Source organism: Cellvibrio sp. PSBB006, assembly GCF_002162135.1.
Classification (GTDB): domain Bacteria; phylum Pseudomonadota; class Gammaproteobacteria; order Pseudomonadales; family Cellvibrionaceae; genus Cellvibrio.
In genome coordinates this window covers 3621777-3641213 of record NZ_CP021382.1, presented here as the reverse complement: position 1 = coordinate 3641213, position 19437 = coordinate 3621777, and the positions used below count along the sequence as shown (strand labels likewise).

At 52.4% G+C, this 19437-nt stretch carries 21 protein-coding genes; 11 read left to right on the top strand and 10 right to left on the bottom strand.

Annotated features, from left to right (window positions below):
* Window positions 1-102: 102 nt before the first annotated feature.
* The gene (locus tag CBR65_RS15110) at window positions 103-498 is read left to right on the top strand and encodes a hypothetical protein (protein WP_087467631.1); all 396 of its coding nucleotides are present in this window, start codon (window positions 103-105) and stop codon (window positions 496-498) included.
* A gap of 143 nt (window positions 499-641) precedes the next feature.
* Here CBR65_RS15110 and CBR65_RS15105 read toward each other — a convergent pair whose 3' ends face one another.
* On the bottom strand, window positions 642-1178 hold the full coding sequence (locus CBR65_RS15105; RefSeq protein ID WP_087467630.1) for a glutathione peroxidase: 537 nt from the start codon (window positions 1176-1178) through the stop codon (window positions 642-644).
* 88 nt (window positions 1179-1266) lie between these two features.
* Here CBR65_RS15105 and CBR65_RS15100 point away from each other — a divergent pair, with 88 nt between their 5' ends.
* Window positions 1267-1545 (top strand): hypothetical protein, encoded by a 279-nt coding sequence (locus tag CBR65_RS15100; protein WP_087467629.1) that lies wholly within the window; start codon window positions 1267-1269, stop codon window positions 1543-1545.
* Window positions 1546-1569: 24 nt separating this feature from the next.
* Here CBR65_RS15100 and cysQ read toward each other — a convergent pair whose 3' ends face one another.
* Both cysQ and nudE read right to left on the bottom strand, forming a co-directional pair.
* Window positions 1570-2445: a 3'(2'),5'-bisphosphate nucleotidase CysQ gene (gene cysQ / locus CBR65_RS15095; RefSeq protein ID WP_087467628.1), complete on the bottom strand. Its 876-nt coding sequence runs from the start codon at window positions 2443-2445 to the stop codon at window positions 1570-1572.
* A complete protein-coding gene (gene nudE, locus CBR65_RS15090; RefSeq protein ID WP_087467627.1) occupies window positions 2438-2986 on the bottom strand; it encodes an ADP compounds hydrolase NudE in 549 nt (182 codons plus the stop codon). Before nudE ends, cysQ begins: the two co-directional genes overlap by 8 nt.
* Before the next feature lie 51 nt (window positions 2987-3037).
* On the opposite strand from nudE, the gene yrfG reads away from it, so the two are divergent.
* The 4 genes from yrfG to hslO all read left to right on the top strand — a co-directional run bounded on the left by yrfG (window position 3038) and on the right by hslO (window position 5559).
* Entirely contained in the window at window positions 3038-3727 is a 690-nt protein-coding gene (gene yrfG / locus CBR65_RS15085; RefSeq protein ID WP_087467626.1) for a GMP/IMP nucleotidase, read from the top strand.
* Window positions 3724-4128 (top strand): RNA-binding S4 domain-containing protein, encoded by a 405-nt coding sequence (locus tag CBR65_RS15080; RefSeq protein WP_232461211.1) that lies wholly within the window; start codon window positions 3724-3726, stop codon window positions 4126-4128. Before yrfG ends, CBR65_RS15080 begins: the two co-directional genes overlap by 4 nt.
* Window positions 4125-4577, top strand: a complete 453-nt coding sequence (locus tag CBR65_RS15075) for a DUF4124 domain-containing protein (protein ID WP_087467624.1) — start codon at window positions 4125-4127, stop codon at window positions 4575-4577. The genes CBR65_RS15080 and CBR65_RS15075 overlap by 4 nt, the downstream gene beginning before the upstream one ends.
* 94 nt (window positions 4578-4671) lie before the next feature.
* Window positions 4672-5559 carry an Hsp33 family molecular chaperone HslO gene (gene hslO, locus CBR65_RS15070; protein ID WP_087467623.1) on the top strand — a complete coding sequence of 296 codons (888 nt, stop codon included), beginning with the start codon at window positions 4672-4674 and terminating at the stop codon, window positions 5557-5559.
* A gap of 6 nt (window positions 5560-5565) precedes the next feature.
* Here hslO and dbpA read toward each other — a convergent pair whose 3' ends face one another.
* Window positions 5566-6948 (bottom strand): ATP-dependent RNA helicase DbpA, encoded by a 1383-nt coding sequence (gene dbpA, locus CBR65_RS15065; protein WP_087467622.1) that lies wholly within the window; start codon window positions 6946-6948, stop codon window positions 5566-5568.
* Window positions 6949-7080: 132 nt separating this feature from the next.
* Between dbpA and CBR65_RS15060 the strand changes: the two genes are divergently transcribed.
* Window positions 7081-7932, top strand: coding sequence for a MipA/OmpV family protein (locus CBR65_RS15060; RefSeq protein ID WP_087467621.1), 852 nt, complete (start codon window positions 7081-7083; stop codon window positions 7930-7932).
* A gap of 61 nt (window positions 7933-7993) precedes the next feature.
* Here CBR65_RS15060 and CBR65_RS15055 read toward each other — a convergent pair whose 3' ends face one another.
* Window positions 7994-10345, bottom strand: coding sequence for a carbohydrate-binding domain-containing protein (locus tag CBR65_RS15055; protein ID WP_087467620.1), 2352 nt, complete (start codon window positions 10343-10345; stop codon window positions 7994-7996).
* 131 nt (window positions 10346-10476) lie between these two features.
* Window positions 10477-11094 carry a class I SAM-dependent methyltransferase gene (locus CBR65_RS15050; RefSeq protein WP_087467619.1) on the bottom strand — a complete coding sequence of 206 codons (618 nt, stop codon included), beginning with the start codon at window positions 11092-11094 and terminating at the stop codon, window positions 10477-10479.
* A 101-nt stretch (window positions 11095-11195) separates the two neighbouring features.
* On the opposite strand from CBR65_RS15050, the gene CBR65_RS15045 reads away from it, so the two are divergent.
* Window positions 11196-11918 (top strand): DapH/DapD/GlmU-related protein, encoded by a 723-nt coding sequence (locus CBR65_RS15045; RefSeq protein WP_087467618.1) that lies wholly within the window; start codon window positions 11196-11198, stop codon window positions 11916-11918.
* Between the two features lie 34 nt (window positions 11919-11952).
* On the opposite strand, the gene phoR is transcribed toward CBR65_RS15045, so the two are convergent.
* The 4 genes from phoR to CBR65_RS15025 all read right to left on the bottom strand — a co-directional run bounded on the left by phoR (window position 11953) and on the right by CBR65_RS15025 (window position 15736).
* Window positions 11953-13227: a phosphate regulon sensor histidine kinase PhoR gene (gene phoR, locus CBR65_RS15040; protein WP_087467617.1), complete on the bottom strand. Its 1275-nt coding sequence runs from the start codon at window positions 13225-13227 to the stop codon at window positions 11953-11955.
* Window positions 13228-13372: 145 nt separating this feature from the next.
* Window positions 13373-14071 carry a phosphate regulon transcriptional regulator PhoB gene (gene phoB / locus CBR65_RS15035; protein WP_087467616.1) on the bottom strand — a complete coding sequence of 233 codons (699 nt, stop codon included), beginning with the start codon at window positions 14069-14071 and terminating at the stop codon, window positions 13373-13375.
* A 123-nt stretch (window positions 14072-14194) separates the two neighbouring features.
* Window positions 14195-15121 carry a 4-hydroxybenzoate octaprenyltransferase gene (ubiA, locus tag CBR65_RS15030; RefSeq protein WP_087467615.1) on the bottom strand — a complete coding sequence of 309 codons (927 nt, stop codon included), beginning with the start codon at window positions 15119-15121 and terminating at the stop codon, window positions 14195-14197.
* Window positions 15122-15142: 21 nt separating this feature from the next.
* Complete coding sequence (locus CBR65_RS15025; protein WP_087467614.1) at window positions 15143-15736, bottom strand: chorismate lyase; 594 nt, start codon at window positions 15734-15736, stop codon at window positions 15143-15145.
* A 199-nt stretch (window positions 15737-15935) separates the two neighbouring features.
* Between CBR65_RS15025 and CBR65_RS15020 the strand changes: the two genes are divergently transcribed.
* From CBR65_RS15020 to recQ, 3 genes are read left to right on the top strand one after another with little or no spacing between them, the layout of a single operon-like run.
* Window positions 15936-16214, top strand: coding sequence for an HU family DNA-binding protein (locus tag CBR65_RS15020; protein ID WP_087467613.1), 279 nt, complete (start codon window positions 15936-15938; stop codon window positions 16212-16214).
* 38 nt (window positions 16215-16252) lie between these two features.
* The gene (locus tag CBR65_RS15015) at window positions 16253-17560 is read left to right on the top strand and encodes a dicarboxylate/amino acid:cation symporter (protein WP_087467612.1); all 1308 of its coding nucleotides are present in this window, start codon (window positions 16253-16255) and stop codon (window positions 17558-17560) included.
* Window positions 17561-17597: 37 nt separating this feature from the next.
* Window positions 17598-19397, top strand: coding sequence for a DNA helicase RecQ (gene recQ / locus CBR65_RS15010; protein ID WP_087467611.1), 1800 nt, complete (start codon window positions 17598-17600; stop codon window positions 19395-19397).
* The last annotated feature ends 40 nt before the right edge of the window (window positions 19398-19437 follow it).

Sequence of the window (19437 nt, the reverse complement as noted above, 5' to 3'; positions counted from 1 at the left end):
TAGTCGGTATGCAATCGTTGGAACGAAGCAGGGCCACAAGCCGTTAAGCACGTTGCATTAACGCGATGCGTTAGGGAGGTGTTACGCAGTGTTTTAGCGTGCATGGTAGTTTTTCTCCAGGTGCATTTATTGTTATTGCTTTGTTCGCAGATTCTGGTGATCTGCTGTTTTGTTCGTTGCTCGTGCTTCGGCGCAGCTTTGACTGACTCAAGGCCATACGATTTATATGACCACGCCGATGGACCTAAATATGGCCCAATCTGTAACCGGTTTCAAGCAAAGTTTATTTTTACGTCAGCGGAGCAGTGGCCGTTTCGCGACACAGAACCAGATGTTCAAGTGCAGAAAGCAAGCCTTATATTGCAGGGATTATTGACGTTCCGAGGGGATGGAACCCGCACCAATACTGGCTTCGGTAGCTTCGAGCAACGTCAGCTTGATGGCAAAGAGATGGTCGCTGAAATGAATACGGTTTCAGAAATTTCTGAATTTAAATAAGAATTGGCTATAAAAAGACAAAGAATGACGACAAAAATATTCTAGTACGTCACATTTGGTTGAGGAACTTTGTCATATAGCGGATTAGGCAGGTTAGCCGAACCTGGCCCTTGAAGAAGCAGGGCCAGGTGGAGTGATGTCGATTACAGCAGTTTCTCTATGGCGCCGGTCAATGCCTTATCTTCGGGCTTAACGCTGCTACCGAAGTGCTCAATGATCTTGCCGTCTTTATCCAACAGGTATTTGTTGAAATTCCACTTGGGCTCACTGGTGGCTTTTGCCAGGGATTTAAACAAGGGGTTGGCTTCATCGCCGCGCACATGGGTGGGCGCAAACATGGTGAAGGTCACACCGAAGTTTTCAAAGCAGATAGTGGCCGCTTCCTCTTCGTTCTTAGCTTCCTGATTAAAGTCGTCACTGGCGAAGCCCACCACCACCAGCCCCTCATCGCGGTACTTCTGGCTCAGCGCTTCCAGGCCGGTAAATTGTTTGGTGTAGCCGCAGTGGCTGGCTGTATTCACGACCAACACCGGCTTGCCCTCGGTCAGTTTGCACAGGTCGATATCCTTGGTGGAATGCAACTGGCGATATTCACCTTGTAAATAATCAGGGCAGGCAGCAAGCAAGGGGCCGGACAGCAACAGCAACGCGAGACCGCCGAGAAAGGCTTGTGGTTTCATGGGAAAATCCTCTGGATTAATGATAGGGACGCGTTAGTATTAGGCGCTGAAATCGAACACAGCATACACACTTATACGGAAAAACTTCATGAAGGCATCACTGCGCAAACTGTTTTCTCCACTCCTGAATCCTCTGGAACGCGGTGAAGAACCCTACGCTTATAAACCCCTGAGCCGCAAGATTTTACTGGCTGTGAGCCTGTTATTTGCGCTGATGTGCTCCGCGTTGATGTTGTTAATGCCCGCCGATGCCGACAAAGGTTACCTGATTCCCGTCGTAGTTTTCGGTCTGGTGTCCGCCGTCGGTTTTATCGTCGGCGTTCTGGGCAATGATCGCGCGGTGGCAAAAATATGGGGTAGTCGTTAAGTTCGTTTCATTCCTGTTTCAGTTTCACTCCTTTTTTAACAGGGCCGACCAATCCAGATTGACATCGCCCAAGGCATAAAAGTCCGGATTGATGATGGTGTCTTTGCCGTTATAAACCAATGGCTTCAGCCAGGCTGCGGAAGATTCCTCCGCATTCACCACCGCACCGCCCGCTGCCTGCAATACCGCCTGGGCGGCGGCGGTATCCCACTCGGAAGTCGGCGCAAGACGTGGATAAAAATCCGCAACACCTTCAGCGATCCGACAAAACTTCAACGAGCTGCCCGCGTTGCTCAATTGCACTGCTCCAGGCCAACGCCCGCGCAATTGTTCCACCAATTGATTAACTGCCCCCGTACCGTGACGATGGCTGGCGAGAACAACCAAGGCATTGTCATCCCGCGCTTGCGCCAGCGAACGCACATGAATCCGCGTCGCCGGATAATCCTGCTGATATTTCCAGGCGCCGCCATAGTCCGCTGACAGTTGTCTGGCAACACCTAAGTAGGTGGTCTGCTGGGCTGGCAGGTGGACCACGCCGAGCACCGGAATACCTTCTTCAATCAAAGCAATATTGACCGTAAATTCACCGCTGCGCAGGATAAATTCTTTGGTGCCATCGAGCGGATCTACCAGCCAGTAACGCCCCCAGGCCTGGCGCTCGCTGGCGGATGGTACGGGTGCTTCTTCCGAAATAATGGGCAGATCAAGCAGGCGGGGCAAACCGGCGGCAATGATGTCGTGGGCGGCGATATCGGCGCGGGTCACGGGGGACTCGTCCGCTTTGTGCTCTACGCCGAATTCTGCGCTCTTGTAGACATCCATGATGGCATCGCCAGCCGCGCGCGCCAGCACCACCAGGCTGTTGATTACAGTCGCATCGACCGGGAGTTTATCCATGGGCCAACAGCCATTCGCGCGCGAGAAACAATGCAGCAATGGACCGGCCTTCACAGAAGTCCGGACGGGCGACCAGATTCACCAGATCTTTCATGGGATAGGGCACCACTTCGATGGGTTCGGGCTCATCACCGGGCAAACGTTCAGGATACAAATCCCGCGCAAGCAGAATATTGATACCGTGTTCCATATACGCCGGCGACAAATGGACGCGCTTTAATAACTGCAAATCCCGCGCGCCATATCCGACCTCTTCCTTAAGTTCACGATTGGCCGCCTCCATCAGGGTTTCGCCCTTATCGATAGCGCCTTTTGGTAAGGCCAGGTGGTAATCCTCAATGCCAGCTGCGTATTCACGCACCAACAGGACGGTGTCGTTATCGAGCATAGGCACCATTAAAACCGCGCCAGGCCCACCGGTGCACAACTTTTCATAGATGCGCTCTTCGCCGTTGCTGAAGCGCAAATGCAATTCATCCGCGCGAAACAAGCGGCTGCGCGCCACGGTCTGACGCTTTAATATCTCGGGTTTTGTCGGCATACTTATCCCTGAAATTGCAGGATTTACACGCACCAGAGTGAATAACCACTGATGATTAATTGGCAAGATATAGACACGGTGTTACTGGATATGGATGGTACCCTTTTGGACCTCCATTTCGATAACTATTTTTGGCTGGATTACCTGCCACAACGATACGCAGAAATTCGCCAGCTGGATCTGCGCGTGGCCCGTGAGCAACTGGAAAATCATATTCGCGATCACGAAGGTACGCTCAAGTGGTATTGCCTGGAATTCTGGTCCGATGCCCTGCAGGTGGATATACGCAGTCTGAAAACGGAGATCAAACACAAAATCCGCATGCGTCCCCACGTTGAGGAATTTCTCACACGCTTGCGCCAGCATAGCAAAAAACTCTTGCTGGTAACCAACGCCCATCCGCAAAGTTTATCGCTCAAACTGGAAGTCACCGCGATTGATCGCTGGCTGGACATCGTCATTTCATCCCATGAATTCCAACACCCCAAAGAAAATCAGGAATTCTGGCAACTGCTGCAAGCGCGGGAAAAGTTTGATCCGGCACGCACGCTATTTGTAGACGACACCGTGCGCATTCTCGATTCAGCCAGGCAATTTGGTATTGGCCATCTCTTGTGTATTCACCAACCGGACAGTCAGAAAGAGCGCCGTATTGAGGGTTATCCAGCGATTCATCATTTTGATGAAATCATGCCACCACCACCGGGCGGCAGCGCCTTGCTGGAGGCCAAGGTTTTATGATGACCACTGAAGGCAAAGTGCGTATCGATAAATGGTTGTGGGCCGCACGTTTCTTTAAAACACGCAACCTGGCCAAGCAGGCAATCGAAGGCGGCAAGATTCATTGCGATGGCCATCGCGTTAAAGCCAGCAAAGAAATTACCACCGGACTTTATTTAACGATCCGTCAGAATATGGACGAAAAAACTGTGTTGGTTACCGCGTTATCAGAACAGCGACGCGGCGCACCAGAAGCGGCACTGCTATATCAGGAAACCGAGGAAAGTCGCACGCAACGCGAAGAGCTCGCCGCGCAACGCAAGGCAGGTATGGGGAGCTATATCATCAGCGACCATCGCCCTAACAAAAAGGAACGTCGGCAAATCCACCGCTTTGAACGTAAACATATGGATGATTTATGAAAACCAACCATCGTTTTTGTACTGCACTTGGGCTGTGCAGTGTATTGCTACTGCTTGCATCCTCGCCTCAGGCTGAGGTGTATCGCTGGGTTGATGAGAATGGCAAAACCCATTACAGCGATAAAAAACCCAAGTCCGAGGCAGAAGATATTACCGAAGCGGTTAAAAAACAAAATATCGATACCAGTATCGAAGAGCAGCGCAAGCTACAGGAAATTTTTCGCCCCGAGAATGAAGCGGATCGCGAATATTACCGCCAGCAGCAATTGAAAAACCAGCCGACGCCCGAACATATACAACACTGCAACAAGCAACGCCGCTATCTGAACAAAATTGACGGCAGGGTACAATTTGTTGATGAAGAGGGTAACGTTGTTCCGGTTACCGAAAAGCAGCGCCAACAACGCGTAGAGGAACTGCAACGCTATCTGGCTGAACATTGCTCCTGAATTAACTCGCCTGATTGCAACAGCACTACAACATTTTTATTGCGCATCTGGTGCAATACTATCTTTCACTTTTTCGTTTCTAATGGTTTATACAATGACACCCAGCAATGATTTACTGCACCGTTTTATGTTTGATGAATATGATATTCGCGGCGATATCGTCACCCTCGGCGACAGTTATCGCGAGGTGATGCGCAACAACCCTTACGCTGCCAGTGTAAAAAATTTATTGGGTGAATTTCTCGCTGCCGCCAGCCTGCTATCCAGCACGTTAAAGTTTGACGGCATGATCATACTGCAAGCGCGAGGTAACGGCCCCATCAGCACCATCATGGCCGAGTGCAGTAACCACAAAAATCTGCGCGGCATTGTGCGTCTCAATCCCGAACAGGTATTAACCGAAACGCAACAGCAAACTGCCGATATGCATACCCTGTTGGGTGAAGGCGTGCTGGCAATTACTATCGAACCGAAACGTGGCGAACGTTATCAAGGCATAGTGCCCATGGACAGCGACACATTGGCGGGATGTCTGGAACATTATTTCCAGCAATCCGAGCAACTGGAAACCCGACTGTGGTTTGCCGCCAACGGAGAGTACGCGAGCGGGCTCTTGCTGCAAGCCCTGCCACGCCAGGTGAATACCAGCCCCGAAGAAAACGAGGATCAATGGGAAACCTTATCCGCATTGGCCGGCACATTATCCACTGATGAACTGCTTAATCTCGATCACGCCAGTCTGTTGTATCGTTTGTTTCACGAACACCAGGTACGCTTGTTTGATCCCAGCAGGTTGAATTTTTCCTGTAGCTGTTCGCGCGAACGGACCGGCAATGCATTGGTGTCTATCGGGCGGGAAGAAGTGGAGACATTATTGGCTGAAAATGGCCATGTTGATGTGGACTGCCAGTTCTGTAACCAGCACTACCATTTTGACGCAGCAGAGGTTCGCGCGTTGTTTGGGGATGCAACTTTGCATTGATAAACATCAACGCACTTGCCGCGCCTTGAATTTTCGGCCTTTTAATTTTCCTTGCTGCAAATGTTGCAAGGCTTTTTTAGCAACAGCAGTATTAACCGCAACGTAAGCACAAAAATCAAAGATATCAATCTTGCCGATGTTGTCACCGGTCAGTCCGGCATCCTTGGTTAACGCACCGAGGATGTCGCCGGGGCGCAATTTATCCTTGCGCCCGCCATCGATGCACAGCGTTACCATCTGCGGTTGTAATTCTGCGGGATTTTGTTGTGTGGTCGGCAAACTCTCCAGCGTCAGTGTTTGCTGCAAGTAATCTTCCAGGCGATTCAGACGCGGCACTTCGTTAGGCGCAATCAGGCTCAGCGCCAAACCGGTTTCGCCCGCGCGGCCCGTGCGACCGATCCGATGCACATGCACTTCCGGGTCGCGCGACAATTCAATATTAATCACCGCATCCAGACCTTTGATATCCAGACCGCGCGCCGCTACATCGGTAGCGACCAATACCGAACAACTTTTATTGGAAAAACGCACCAGAGTCTGGTCGCGGTCGCGTTGTTCCAGATCGCCATGCAGTGCTAAAGCGCTAATACCTGCCACGCGCAAATCTGCACACACGTCATCGCATTGCTGTTTGGTATTGCAGAACACAATTGAGGCCTGGGGCTGGTAATGTGCCAACAGGGTTAGTACCGCCGACTGTTTTTGTGAGGCATCCTGCAACTCATAAAAATGTTGCTCGATGTGCTGGTCGCTGTGCAGCGAATCCACGGTTACTGACACAGGGTCGTGCTGGCAGTGCGCGCTGATTTTTTGAATCGCTTCAGGATAGGTAGCAGAAAATAACAATGTCTGACGTTGCAAGGGACAGGCTTGCAAGACGGTTTCAAGCGCATCGGCAAAACCCATCTCCAGCATGCGATCCGCTTCATCCAGCACCAATTGTTGCAAATCATTCAAGGCCAGCGAACCTTTACCCAGGTGATCCACAATGCGCCCCGGTGTTCCCACAACAATATGCGCTCCGCGCTCCAGCGAGCCCAATTGCGGACCAATAGACACACCACCGCACAGCGTCAGCACTTTTACATTGTGAGTAAAACGTGCGAGCCGTCGAATTTCCTTGGCAACCTGATCCGCCAGCTCCCGTGTGGGGCAGAGCACCAACGCCTGGGTTGAAAATTGTTTAACATCCAGTTTATTCAATAAACCAATTGCAAATGCCGCCGTTTTGCCGCTGCCGGTTTTGGCCTTGGCAATAATATCCTGCCCCGCCAGAATTACCGGCAATGACTGCGCCTGGATCGGCGTCATGGTGTGATAGCCGAGCGACTCAAGGTTTTCGAGCATGGCCGGCGCAAGGGGTAAGGTGGAAAAAGCAGTCCTGGTCACAATAAACTCGATTGATAATCAGCGGGGAAACAGGTGCGCAGGATACCAGATTCACTCTGCTGCGTCCCTGCGCTTTGTTTTGTGGCAGATTAACCCTATGATCTGCGCTGGAATCTTCAGGAACGGTTATTCATGAATTTATCAATCAGGGCTTTATTGTTGTTGTGTTTCATCAGCGGAGCGGCGAGCGCGCAAACTGCCGACGATGACGCCATCCCGGAAACAGCGCCAGAAAACACAACTAAAACGGCACCCGCCACCACAGTTAAAACCTGGGAAGCCGGTATCGGTATCGGCGCTATTAGCGGGCCAGATTATCGCGGTTCCAAAGAATATAGCCACTATGTTGCACCCATCCCCTATTTTATTTATCGCGGCAAATACATTCAGACGGATCGCGATGGTGTGCGCGGCAAATTATTTACGCGCGAAGATATTGAACTCAACCTCAGTATGAGTGCCTCCATCACGCCGGAGAGCGATGAGAATAAGTTGCGCGAGGGTATGCCCGAACTTTATTCCACCGTAGAATTTGGTCCGGCATTGAATATCAATTTAACGGGCGATACGTTTCGTGACGGCTGGATGATGCACCTACCCTTGCGCGGTGTTGTTGCGGTGGGCGGTGGCGATGCTGATTACGTCGGTTGGCTGGTGCATCCACAACTCGCCTTCCGCACGCAAATCGAAAAATGGAATTTCAGCTTTCGCACCGGCGTGTATTACGCCAGCGACGATTATCACGATCACTATTACACCGTTGCGGAAGAATATGCGACTGCATCGCGCCCGGTGTTTGAAGCCGATGCGGGTTATAGCGGCTGGAGTAATTCCTGGGCGTTGAGCCGTGCGTTTGACGATTATCGTATCGCGTTTTTTATTCGCTACGACAATTTGCGTGGTGCGGAGTTTGAGGATAGTCCGTTGGTGGAAACGACCGATTCGGTGGCGGGTGGCCTGGCGTTGATTTGGGTTATTCGATAATAGGTATAAACCAGAGTCGTCGACAATCTGAATCCTTTCACATTGTCGACGAATACTAATCTCACATAAGACTATTCAAATACATTTCCAGATTGGTGTACATTGAATCCAACGCGTAACCATTGCGATCACTCGCGTTAAACGGATTCAAGTTATGCTGTTGCTCCCAGGTATCCGGCATGCCGTCACTGTCGCTATCGGTCCGTGCCGCGTCGCTGTAGAGCGCAGCCAAGCCACCGACTTCATCCTGACTGTCGATGATACGACCGGTGTTATTGCGGACCTGCTGAACAACACGCGCGTCAATGGCGTCACGCGCGAGTGAAGCACCGGCCTGATTTAACACATCATCATAAGCTTGCTCGGCACTGACTGTTGGCACCTGCGGAAAATTCCAGCGCGAGCTGCGACGTTGGGCGCTGGTAAAATTGGGGAACATGCTCCAACCATTGTCCACACCATCGCGTACACCGTTGATGTTGTTATCAAGCTTATTCCCAGATTGATAGGTCAGGATGCCTTCGGTTTTAACTTCATCCCACACCGAGTTGGCGTTGCGCGAATCGTTATTGGCGATGACATAATTATTGACGTAATTGATTTCAACCACACCGCCCGATGAGCCGCCGATGGCTTCACCGGAACGTGTGCCCCAGCCGTATACAACATTATTAACAAAATCCAGTTGACCTTTAATAGACGGTGTCGTCTGGTTGCTGCCGGCACCGGGGTTGCGCATATCGTGGTGTGAATAAAGATTGCGATAAAACGTACTGCCACCCTCACCATTACCGCGAATCAGGGAACCGAATCCGTGATTACCTTTATCGTGATAGGAATCATTCAAACTTTCTGACACGATGGAATGTTGCACGGTGACATAGTTTGAATAAGTGACTGACAAGGTTTCATCGATAGCCCAGGATGTGGATACATGATCAATGATGACATTGTTTGCTTCCAATACATCCAGCGCACCCGCCGTGCTACCTTTTAAGTTGCCATTACCTTTTGACGGTTTGCCGTTTTCTGCTAACGCATTGAAATCACCGCAACGGAAACGCATGTAGCGAATGATGATGTTATCGGCATTAACCGTAACGGGATAACCCGCAACCGTAATGCCGTCGCCCGGTGCTGTTTGTCCTGCAAGCGTGAGGTTCGGACGCTTAATATCGAGCTTGGATTGCAGCATGATGTTGCCCGACACCGCAAACACAATAGTGCGCGGAGCGCTCGCCGAATTAATCGCTTCGCGCAATGAACCGGCACCGCTGTCGTTAAGGTTGGTAACGATATACACATCACCACCGCGACCGCCCGTGGCAAGACGGCCGAAACCAACTGCACCGGGAAAGGCGAGCACTTCGCCGCTGGGCACGCTGCTACTTGAATTGCTCGACACGCTGCTACTGCCAGCGCCAGTTACCACCAGGTGATCCATATTAGGACCGCCGTTACTGGTGGTCGCCACGGTGCGAATTCTGTTGGTGCCAGCTTGTAAATTGACATTGATGCTTCTGGTGGTCCAACTATTCCAGGCACCGGTTCCAGGGAAAGACAAGTTGCTGTTTGCCGACGCATCGTTCACCACAATATTCATGGCGCGATCTGCCGTTGTGCCATTGGCGAAACGAAAGGTCAGCGTCGCGCTGCCTGCGCTTGCCTGATAGATCGTCCACTCAAGTGCACTGCCCACCTGGTTATCGTAATTAACAAAACCGGAACCGGTGTAGCCGCTGTGATTAAATTCCACCGCACCGCTGGTGATCACGCCCTCTTCCGCCTCGTAGGTTGTCGCTACCGCAGGCGCACTGCTGGCACTTGATGAAGAGACTGGAGGAACAGAGGAGGACACTATCGACGAAGCGCTGGAGGGCGGCGCACTGGATGATGCCGGCATAGAACTTATAACGCTCGATGCGGCACTCGACGCTGGGCTCGATTGTGCACCGCCCGTTGCGTTATACACTCCAAACTCTGCAATCGCAGGCGCCGCACTGGCATCCACAAATAAACTGATTTTTTTCATGCTTACCGTATCGAGATTAACGACCAGGTTTGCGCCTATGGCGTTACCGGAAGACAACACCTCATCGGTTTCATGATTGCGCAACTGCCAACTCGTAATCCGATTACCCGCTTCGCGCAAGATAACCGTATTAAAGGTTTGTGCGCTGTTCCATTTAACCGACACGCGCTGATTGCTCGTACCGCCGGCCTGCGACGCGGTATTGATATTACCGTCGCGCACTGTCTTGGTGTTGTTAAAACCGGAGCCATCAGCGCCCGCTCCCGGACCGGTGAGGGCCAGATTGCTACCGAGGTTTTGCGCATGGGAAAAACTGTTGATACCGAGCGCCAAGCCTGCAAGCAGCAGACCGCGCACCATGGGTTGATGTAAACGTTTCATACAAGTACCTGTAGGTTATTGTTATGTCTCTCAGATTATTTTTACGCCACGGTAAAGCGAGGACCGCCGCGTGGGGTGATTATGCAGGAGGGGTTAAGGAAGAAACCAGTAACGGGTAACGGTTTGAGACTTTAGAGTCGGCGTAGCAGGCCCAGGCTTTTCACCAGTGGCAAAGCTTTGAATAAACCGGAGGCTTGCGCCAGTTTCCAGATTTCGTAGGGCGGGCGTCCGCCATCGGCGGGATCGGGGAAGATATCGTGAATCGCCAGAAGGCCACCTTGCACCACATGACCAGCCCAACAGCGGTAATCCGTTAATGCGGCATCCATACTGTGACCACCATCGATGAATACCATGCCCAAGGGTGTTGCCCATTGGCGGGCGGCGAGTTGCGATGGCGCAACGATGGGTACGACCGTATCGAGCAAGCCAGCACGCATCAAGGTGTGACGAAACGTGGGGAAACTGTCCATCATTTCAAATTTCACATCGTAGAGCTCAGCATCGTGATATTCCTCGCCGCGCTGATGTTCCTCCGAACCGCGATGATGATCTACCGCATATAACACCGTATCGATTGCTTTGCAGGCTGCGCCAAGATATACACTGGATTTTCCGCAATAGCTGCCGACTTCCAGACACGGCCCGAGCTTGCCGGCTTCAAGCACGTGTTCATATAACGCCTCGCCTTCTTCGGCGGCGAGAAAACCTTTGACGCTGTCAATATCTATGGGCAAAGTGACGGGCATAACTGCGTTCCTTAATTACATTGCCCGGCATTCTAACAGCTCGACGCCGTTCTATCTGCGTTGCCCCGGTGCGAAGATTGCCAACACCACGAGACTACCCTGTGCGTCGCAACACCAAACCTTACTGGATCAAACGGATTACCACGTTATGCAATCGTTGGTACGTTGAGCATTTTATTCGCCCGCAATTTGATGCGGCGGGAAAGTATGTCGAGATTGCGCACCCCCGTCACCTGGAATTGTTCGGGCGCAAAATTCGCATTGGCGATCATGCGCATATTATTGCGGCCACCGATAATAAAATTCGCTTGACCACCTGGTCGGGCAAACAAGGGCAGGGTGAAATTACTATCGGAAATTATTGTTTGATTTCACCGGGCGTGCGTATTTCTGCTGCGCGATCAGTACACATCGGCGATAACTGTATGCTGGCGGCCAATGTGTATGTGAGCGATAGCGATTGGCACCATGTGTACAATCGCATCCGTCCGTTTCGTTGCACCAAACCGGTCGTATTGGAAGATAATGTGTGGCTCGGTGAAGGCGTGATAGTGCTGAAAGGTGTGACCATCGGCGAAAACAGTGTGATCGGTGCGGGTTCAGTGGTGACCAAAGATATTCCAGCGAATGTCGTAGCAGCAGGAAATCCGGCGCGGGTGATAAAAAAAATTAATCCGCAGCGACGCATGCTAAAACGGGAATTGATGTTTCGCGATGCGCAGCATTATTACCGCAATCAGGATGAGTTGGATCGTTATATGTTGGCTAACAATGGTTGGTTGAATTGGTTGCGCAGCGTATTTTTTCCCAATAGAAACGATTGATATCGGATTATGCTGCGCTAACCCGACAAAAATCTCAATGGAGAGGAAACACACAAGTGAAGACACTGCCTTTCCCAACTTCACTGGTAATTTTTAACTCCGCGTCGTGACGCAACAACACGTGTTTAACAATCGCCAGCCCCAAACCGGTTCCACCAGTGCTGCTGTTGCGGCTGGCGTCTACGCGATAGAAACGCTCAGTCAATCGGGGAATATGTTTGTTTTCAATACCCGGACCATTGTCACTCACCGCGAAATAACAATTCTGTTTATCTTTCCACAAACGCATGGCGATCTTGCCTTTGGCCGGTGTGTATTTCACAGCGTTAACCACCAGATTGGAGAAGGCGCTGTGCAATTCCTTTTCATTCCCCAGCAATTGAATATTGCCATCGCAACTCAAGGTGATCTCTTGCTCCTTGTCACCGCTTAATGCCATTGCTTCGTTACGAATGGAATGCAATAACGGGTCGAGCGGAATCAGTTTCTGGTTGTGACCGACTTCCGTGGTTTCCAGTTTTGATAACACCAGCAGGTCGTTGATCAGCAACGCCATGCGTTGTGTCTGCTGTTGCATTTGCTGTAAAGGCTTTTGCCAGGTCGGCCCCAGGTTGTTGTTGTCGGCCAGGGTTTCCAGGTAACCGCTGATCACGGTCAAGGGCGTGCGTAATTCATGGGAGACGTTGGCGATAAAATCCTGACGCATCTGTTCCAGATTGTGGATCTGGGTAATGTCACGCACCAGAATCAAACGTTCATTTTTTCCAAAGCGGGTGATTTGAAATTGCAGCTGTTTGGATGAAAAACGCGGTGAGGGTAATTCCAGCGGCTCGCTGTAATTTCCTTCTTCAAAATAACTGACAAAGCGCGGATGGCGAATAAAATTAATAACCGAAAGGCCCTGGTCTTTGGTGTGAAAACCCAACAAGCGCTGTGCCGCCGGGTTCCAAAAGTCCAGATGACCGCGCCAGTCCAGCAGGATCACGCCGTCTTTTAATGCCGAAGTAATTTCCTGCACGCGATTGATTACCGCTTGCAGGTTTTCTTTTTCCTGACGCTGGTGGCGTTGCAGATGATAGATATTGTCGAACACGTCGCCCCAGATGCCGGCGGCTTCGGGGGGTTCTTCATCGTTCTTGCGCAACAGCCAGCGATTGAGTCGCGACATCTGCCACAACATGTAGACAAGATACGCCAGAACACCAATATCCAATACCAGCAGCAAGTGGCCGGTCAACCAGCCCAATAACAGACAGATCGCGACGAAGATCGACAGGCGCTTGAGTTCGGCGCTAAAACCTTGCAGCAAAATAATGAGCCTCTTTCACAATCATCAACAGCAGAATATTTTTAATACTATCGCGTGCAAATATGACTTTTCTTCGCGATTGAATTAAAAAATCTCTGCCCGCCGGCATTGTTTAAAACGTCTGTGCGTTTTTAACCGGTTTGAATTATGCGTCGGCCTTGGTGGAGAAACGATAACCGGTACCGCGCACAGTCTGGACCAGGTTTTCGTGGCTGTCGACGGTCAGGGCTTTGCGCAAGCGGCGGATATGCACATCTACCGTACGCTCTTCCACATAGACGTTGCCGCCCCACACGTGGTCCAACAATTGGCTGCGAGTATAGGCTCTTTCCTGGTGAGTGAGGAAAAATTCCAACAGGCGATATTCCGTCGGTCCCATGTCGACCGCCTGGTTATTGATGGTAACCCGGTGACTGGCAGGGTCGAGGCACAAGCCCTGGACAGTGATGGGGTGACCATTGACTTGCGGGTCCGCACGGCGCAGCACCGCCTTAAGGCGGGCGACCAGTTCGCGGGGAGAGAAGGGCTTGGTGATGTAATCGTCAGCACCCACTTCCAGTCCCTGAATCTTGTTATCTTCTTCGCCCTTGGCGGTCAGCATGATAATAGGGATGTCGGCGGTCACATCGTCGCGCTTGAGGCGACGCGCCAGCTCAATGCCGCTGGTGCCAGGCATCATCCAGTCCAGCAGTATCAGGTCAGGCTTTTCATCCACAATCAACGCATGAGCGTCCTGTGCATTGCTGGCTTCGATACACTGATATTCGGCCATCTCCAATGCGACACGCAACATGTCGCGGATGGCTGATTCGTCATCGACGATCAAGATTTTACGCCCACTCATAATTCCTACCTGTTACCCGCTGATGGCTGAGAAGCAATTGTTGCAAGCGTATTAAATAAGCCATGTGTTACAACTTTATGACAGCACAGGATTCCGCTTGGCACCAGCAGCACAGGGACATTTTCAGAATTTGTCTGCCACTACCCCGATAAAGATGGCGAAACCCACCCAATTGTTGTTCATAAACGCCTTGAAGCAGGCATCCCGTTGACGGAATCGGATCAGGTATTGCTGGTAGGCGAACAGCAAGGCTGCCACGCCCAGACTGACGTAATAGTAAGTACCCAACTCAAAACGCGAGCCAACCATCAACAAGGCGTACAGCGTAAGCGCTTGCAATACGCCGGTCATAAGCCGGTCGTGCTCGCCAAACAGGATGGCTGTGGATTTGACGCCGATGCGCAGGTCATCGTCGCGGTCCACCATGGCATAAAAGGTATCGTAGACCACGGTCCACAGCACCACAGCGGTGTAAAGCAACCAGACTTCCGCGCCCAGGGAACCGCTCTGGGCGGCAAAGGCCATGGGAATCGCCCAGGCAAAGGCAGCCCCCAAAACCACTTGCGGCAGGTGAGTGAAGCGCTTCATAAAGGGATAACAAAATGCCAATAGCACGCCGCCCACCGACAACTGAATGGTCAGAGTATTGGTCAGCAGCACCAACCCGAAGGCCAGCAGGCACAAACCGATAAACAAAGCGATGGCTTCGCGGCTGGATACCTGGCCGTTGACCAATGGCCGCTCGCGGGTGCGTTTGACATGACCGTCCACCTTGCGGTCGGCGAAGTCATTGATCACACAGCCGGCGGAGCGCATCACAAACACGCCCAGCACAAAGATCACCAACACATCCCAGCGGGGAACGCCATCGGCGGCCAGCCACAGGCTCCACAGGGTGGGCCACAACAACAAGAGCGCACCAATAGGTTTGTGCATACGCATCAATTGCCAGTACAGGCGGATGCGCGGCACAGCAGATGGGGATGGTTTGGCGGCGGGCCTTTGGTCGCGGGCCGGGGAGCTTGTGGGGCGCGGGTTGGATCGAGTCATAGCAGATTCTGTTGTCTGTCGTTAACGATGAGGGGTATCAAAGGAAACAGCCGGTGACGCTAGCGTACCGACGAATGCATCGAGAAACACTTCGCTGACCAGCAGCGGCTTATCTTCCAGATAAAACACAGAGCGTCGTCCCCATAACGGGGTGTCATTGATGAGCTGGTTCGGCACATAACCATGATGTCGGCTTATGCGGCTCACAGCAATGGCACTGCGCTGCAAGTGTGGCTGACTGAACAAAAAGGCGCCCAGCGGGCTGGCGTCCTGCTTACGCAGATGCCGCAAAGTCCCGGTGAGGCTGGTAAGTGGCAGAACGCTGCGGGCAAATACCCAGGGCCGGTTGTGTCCGCACAACACCACCTCACGAATCAACGCCAAGCCATGGCGATCCATATTCAGGCAACGCCACTCGGACAATGCCGGCCGTGCAATCTGCTGGCGTAACACCTCCACATGAAAATGGCCGCGACTGCGAGCAACCAGGCGCGCGGTGAGTGAGCCTGTATCCAGCAGCCAATTACACAATGCCGCTGCTGGACGCTGGCCTCTGGGCCATTGCGCCAAGGGTTGCCAATTCACCGGGGATCGGCCGTAAATCGATAACGCCAAAAGTCTCTCCTGTCACAAGATGCCGGCTAACCAGCGCGGGATTCTAGCAGGTTGGCACCGGGAGTTTGGCCGGCAACCGATGCTCGCTGATAAAAAGCTCGCGTTTTCACTGCCCCCGAACGACCTGAGCGGTTACACTCCCGTTTGCTTTGCCTGTCATTACCGCTTCAGGACCACCAGATACATGAGGAGCCTTGCCATGCACAAAACCGATCTCGTTGAACGGGTAGCCGATCAGACTGACATGAGCCGCGACAAAGCGGATGCGGCGGTATCCGCCATGATTGAGCAGATCACCAATGCACTCAGCCGCAATGAGCCGGTTTCGCTCGTGGGATTCGGCAGCTTTGTGAGAAGCCAACGCGCCGCCCGCCAGGGACGCCACCCGCAAACCGGCGAGACGATCCACATCGCCGCCAGCAGCAGCGTGCTTTTCCGGCCCGGCAAGGCGCTGAAAGACGCCCTTAATCCACAATAAACCCTTCCCCACCACCTATAACAACTATCGAGGCTAGGATGACACTCACCAACCGAATCCTGCTGGGCATGATTCTCGGCATTATTGTTGGCATTCTGTTCAATGTAATTATCGCCACAGATCCGGATACCGGTCTGCCGGTAACTGCCTGGGGCGCCTGGCTGGACGGGGTGTTAATCAATGGATTCCTGGATGCGGTGGGCCAGGTCTTTATCAAATCGCTCAAGCTATTGGTGGTACCGCTGGTGTTTGTGTCGCTGGTGTGCGGCAGCGCAGCGCTCGGTGGCCATAGCCGCATGGGTGCCATGGCACTGAAGACCGTCTCCCTGTATTTATTGACTACCGCCATGGCTATTGCCCTCGCCATTCTCGTGGCCTCGCTGATTCAACCGGGAGAGGATGTGGACCTGGCCATGGCCACCGGTTTCAGCGCGATTGAAGCACCGGGCCTGAAAGAAACCTTTATCAATATCTTTCCCGAAAATCCCATCCAGGCGATGGCCGATGGCAATATGTTGCAGGTGATTGTGTTTTCCCTGCTGTTCGGTATTGCCATCTCGCGCAGCGAATCCCCTGCGGCGCAAAATCTGCAAGCGTTCTTCAATGACCTCAACACGGTTGTGATCAAGATGGTGTTGCTGTTGATGCACATCGCTCCTTACGGTGTGTTCTGCTTGTTGGTTAAATTATTTTCCTCATTAGGCATTGATGCCGTGCTAGACCTGGCAAAGTATTTTTTTACGGTACTGCTGGTGTTGCTCTTACACGGTCTGGGTGTTTACGGTTTGCTGCTGAAATTATTGAGCGGGTTAAATCCGCTGATTTTTTTCCGCAAGATGTGGTCGGTGATGGTGTTCGGTTTCAGTACTGCATCCAGCAATGCCACACTGCCAATTACGTTACGCACCGTTGAAAATGATCTGGGCGTGGATAATAAAGTGGCTTCTTTCAGTATTCCCCTCGGCGCTACCATCAATATGGACGGCACGGCGATCATGCAGGGCGTAGCCACGGTTTTTATTGCGCAGGCTTATAACATCGACATCGGCCTGGGCGGCTATCTGCTGGTGATTCTCACGGCGACCCTCGCCTCCATCGGCACTGCCGGCGTTCCCGGTGTGGGTCTGGTGACCCTCGCGATGGTTTTAAATCAGGTGGGCTTGCCGCTGGAAGGCATTGCCTTGATCATCGGCGTCGACCGTTTGCTCGACATGATTCGCACCGCCGTGAATATTACCGGCGATGCCATGGTGTCCACGGTTGTAGCCAAAAGTGAAAACCTGTTGGACCGCTCGCGCTTTGAAAACACCGATAAAAAGATGGTGGATGAGATTTCAAAAGAATGATGACGATGTTTATGACTCCCATGTCAGGTAAGGATGCATGACTACACCCCACGCTATTCTCGAACATACCTTCGGTTACAACAGCTTTCGCGGTACGCAGGAAGCGGTAATTAACCATTTGATTGCCGGTGATGATGTATTGGTGTTGATGCCCACCGGCGGCGGTAAATCCCTGTGCTACCAGATTCCTGCCTTGGCGCGCGCCGGTACCGGCGTGGTCATTTCGCCGTTAATTGCGTTGATGCAGGACCAGGTTAGCGCACTGCATGAACTCGGCGTGCGTGCCGGCTTTTTAAATTCCACCTTATCGTCGCAAGATGCCTGGCAAACCGAACGGGCACTGCAAAATGGCGAGCTGGATTTACTCTACGTCGCACCCGAGCGTCTGTTGCAGGATCGCATGCTCGACCTGCTGGACAACGCCCGCATTTCTCTGTTTGCCATTGACGAAGCACATTGTGTGGCGCAATGGGGCCACGACTTTCGCGCCGATTATTTAAAGCTGGATATCCTGCAACAACGCTTCCCCGAAGTGCCGCGCATCGCGCTCACCGCCACCGCCGATGTGCGTACGCGCCAGGAAATTATTGAACGTCTGGGTTTACAAAACGCGCAGCAATTTATCAGCGGGTTTGATCGGCCGAATATTCAATATCGCATCCAGCAGAAAAATAATCCCCGCCAACAATTGTTGCGTTTTCTGCGCGACGAACAAAAAGACAGCGCGGGCATTGTGTATTGCCTGTCGCGCAACAAAGTGGAACAAACCGCTGCCTGGTTGTGTGGTGAAGGCTTTAATGCCTTGCCTTATCACGCTGGTTTAAGTGCAAGCCTGCGCGCCGAAAATCAGCGGCGTTTTCTGCGCGAAGACAGCATCATCATGGTAGCGACCATTGCGTTCGGCATGGGCATCGATAAACCGGACGTGCGTTTTGTCGCGCACCTGGATTTGCCTAAAAGCATCGAAGCCTATTACCAGGAAACCGGACGTGCCGGCCGCGACGGCGAACCGGCCACCGCGCTTCTGTTGTACGGTCTTGAGGATGTGGTAAAGCTACGCCAGATGATGGCTGGCTCCGAAGGCAATGAATTATTCAAGCGGCAAGAACAGCAACGCCTGCAAGCCATGCTCGGTTTATGCGAGATCACCAGCTGCCGGCGGCAAACCTTATTGCGTTATTTCGGGGACAACCTCGATGAACCCTGCGGCAACTGCGACTCCTGTTTAACACCGGCACAAACTTGGGATGCCACGGAAGCAGTGCGCATGGCGTTATCCTGTGTTTATCGCACTGGCCAGCGCTTCGGTGCCAATCATGTGATCGACGTATTGCGCGGCAGCAACAACGAAAAAATTCTGAATTTTGACCACCACAAGTTATCCACCTACGGTATCGGTAAACACCTGAGCGTCGATGAATGGCGCTCTGTGTTTCGTCAATTAGTTGCGCGCGGTTTTCTCGATGTGGATGCCGGCGGCTTTGGCAGCTTATTGTTGAATGACGCCTGCCGTCCGGTATTGCGCGGTGAGCAAGCCATCCAATTGCGCCGCGACATCAAAACCTCGGCTACCAGTGCAACACGCCGCGCGCCTGTCGCCGTGGCACCGGAAGATGAAGGCTTATGGTTCGCATTGCGCGCCTGCCGCAAACGTCTTGCAGAGGAGCATGGCGTGCCGCCTTACGTTATCTTTCACGACGCCACCCTGCGGGAAATGCTCGAACAGCGTCCGCTCACGCCCAGCGAGATGCTTAATATCTCCGGCGTCGGCGACAGTAAACTGGAACGCTTTGGCGATGAGTTTCTGGAAGTGATTCGCGAGCACGAATATGCGTAAGCTATTGATCTGAAACAATACACCTGAACCGGCGTTAGCT

Bases quoted from the DNA above. Each gene is read 5' to 3' on its own strand.
- CBR65_RS15050 (WP_087467619.1), bottom strand. From the start codon at position 11,094: ATGCCCGTCACTTTGCCCATAGATATTGACAGCGTCAAAGGTTTTCTC.
- phoB (WP_087467616.1), bottom strand. From the start codon at position 14,071: ATGAGTGGGCGTAAAATCTTGATCGTCGATGACGAATCAGCCATCCGC.
- yrfG (WP_087467626.1), top strand. From the start codon at position 3,038: ATGATTAATTGGCAAGATATAGACACGGTGTTACTGGATATGGATGGT.
- hslO (WP_087467623.1), top strand. From the start codon at position 4,672: ATGACACCCAGCAATGATTTACTGCACCGTTTTATGTTTGATGAATAT.
- CBR65_RS15080 (WP_232461211.1), top strand. From the start codon at position 3,724: ATGATGACCACTGAAGGCAAAGTGCGTATCGATAAATGGTTGTGGGCC.
- CBR65_RS15105 (WP_087467630.1), bottom strand. From the start codon at position 1,178: ATGAAACCACAAGCCTTTCTCGGCGGTCTCGCGTTGCTGTTGCTGTCC.
- cysQ (WP_087467628.1), bottom strand. From the start codon at position 2,445: ATGGATAAACTCCCGGTCGATGCGACTGTAATCAACAGCCTGGTGGTG.
- nudE (WP_087467627.1), bottom strand. From the start codon at position 2,986: ATGCCGACAAAACCCGAGATATTAAAGCGTCAGACCGTGGCGCGCAGC.
- CBR65_RS15075 (WP_087467624.1), top strand. From the start codon at position 4,125: ATGAAAACCAACCATCGTTTTTGTACTGCACTTGGGCTGTGCAGTGTA.
- ubiA (WP_087467615.1), bottom strand. From the start codon at position 15,121: ATGACTCGATCCAACCCGCGCCCCACAAGCTCCCCGGCCCGCGACCAA.
- CBR65_RS15110 (WP_087467631.1), top strand. From the start codon at position 103: ATGGTAGTTTTTCTCCAGGTGCATTTATTGTTATTGCTTTGTTCGCAG.
- CBR65_RS15060 (WP_087467621.1), top strand. From the start codon at position 7,081: ATGAATTTATCAATCAGGGCTTTATTGTTGTTGTGTTTCATCAGCGGA.
- CBR65_RS15015 (WP_087467612.1), top strand. From the start codon at position 16,253: ATGACACTCACCAACCGAATCCTGCTGGGCATGATTCTCGGCATTATT.
- recQ (WP_087467611.1), top strand. From the start codon at position 17,598: ATGACTACACCCCACGCTATTCTCGAACATACCTTCGGTTACAACAGC.
- CBR65_RS15055 (WP_087467620.1), bottom strand. From the start codon at position 10,345: ATGAAACGTTTACATCAACCCATGGTGCGCGGTCTGCTGCTTGCAGGC.
- CBR65_RS15100 (WP_087467629.1), top strand. From the start codon at position 1,267: ATGAAGGCATCACTGCGCAAACTGTTTTCTCCACTCCTGAATCCTCTG.
- CBR65_RS15020 (WP_087467613.1), top strand. From the start codon at position 15,936: ATGCACAAAACCGATCTCGTTGAACGGGTAGCCGATCAGACTGACATG.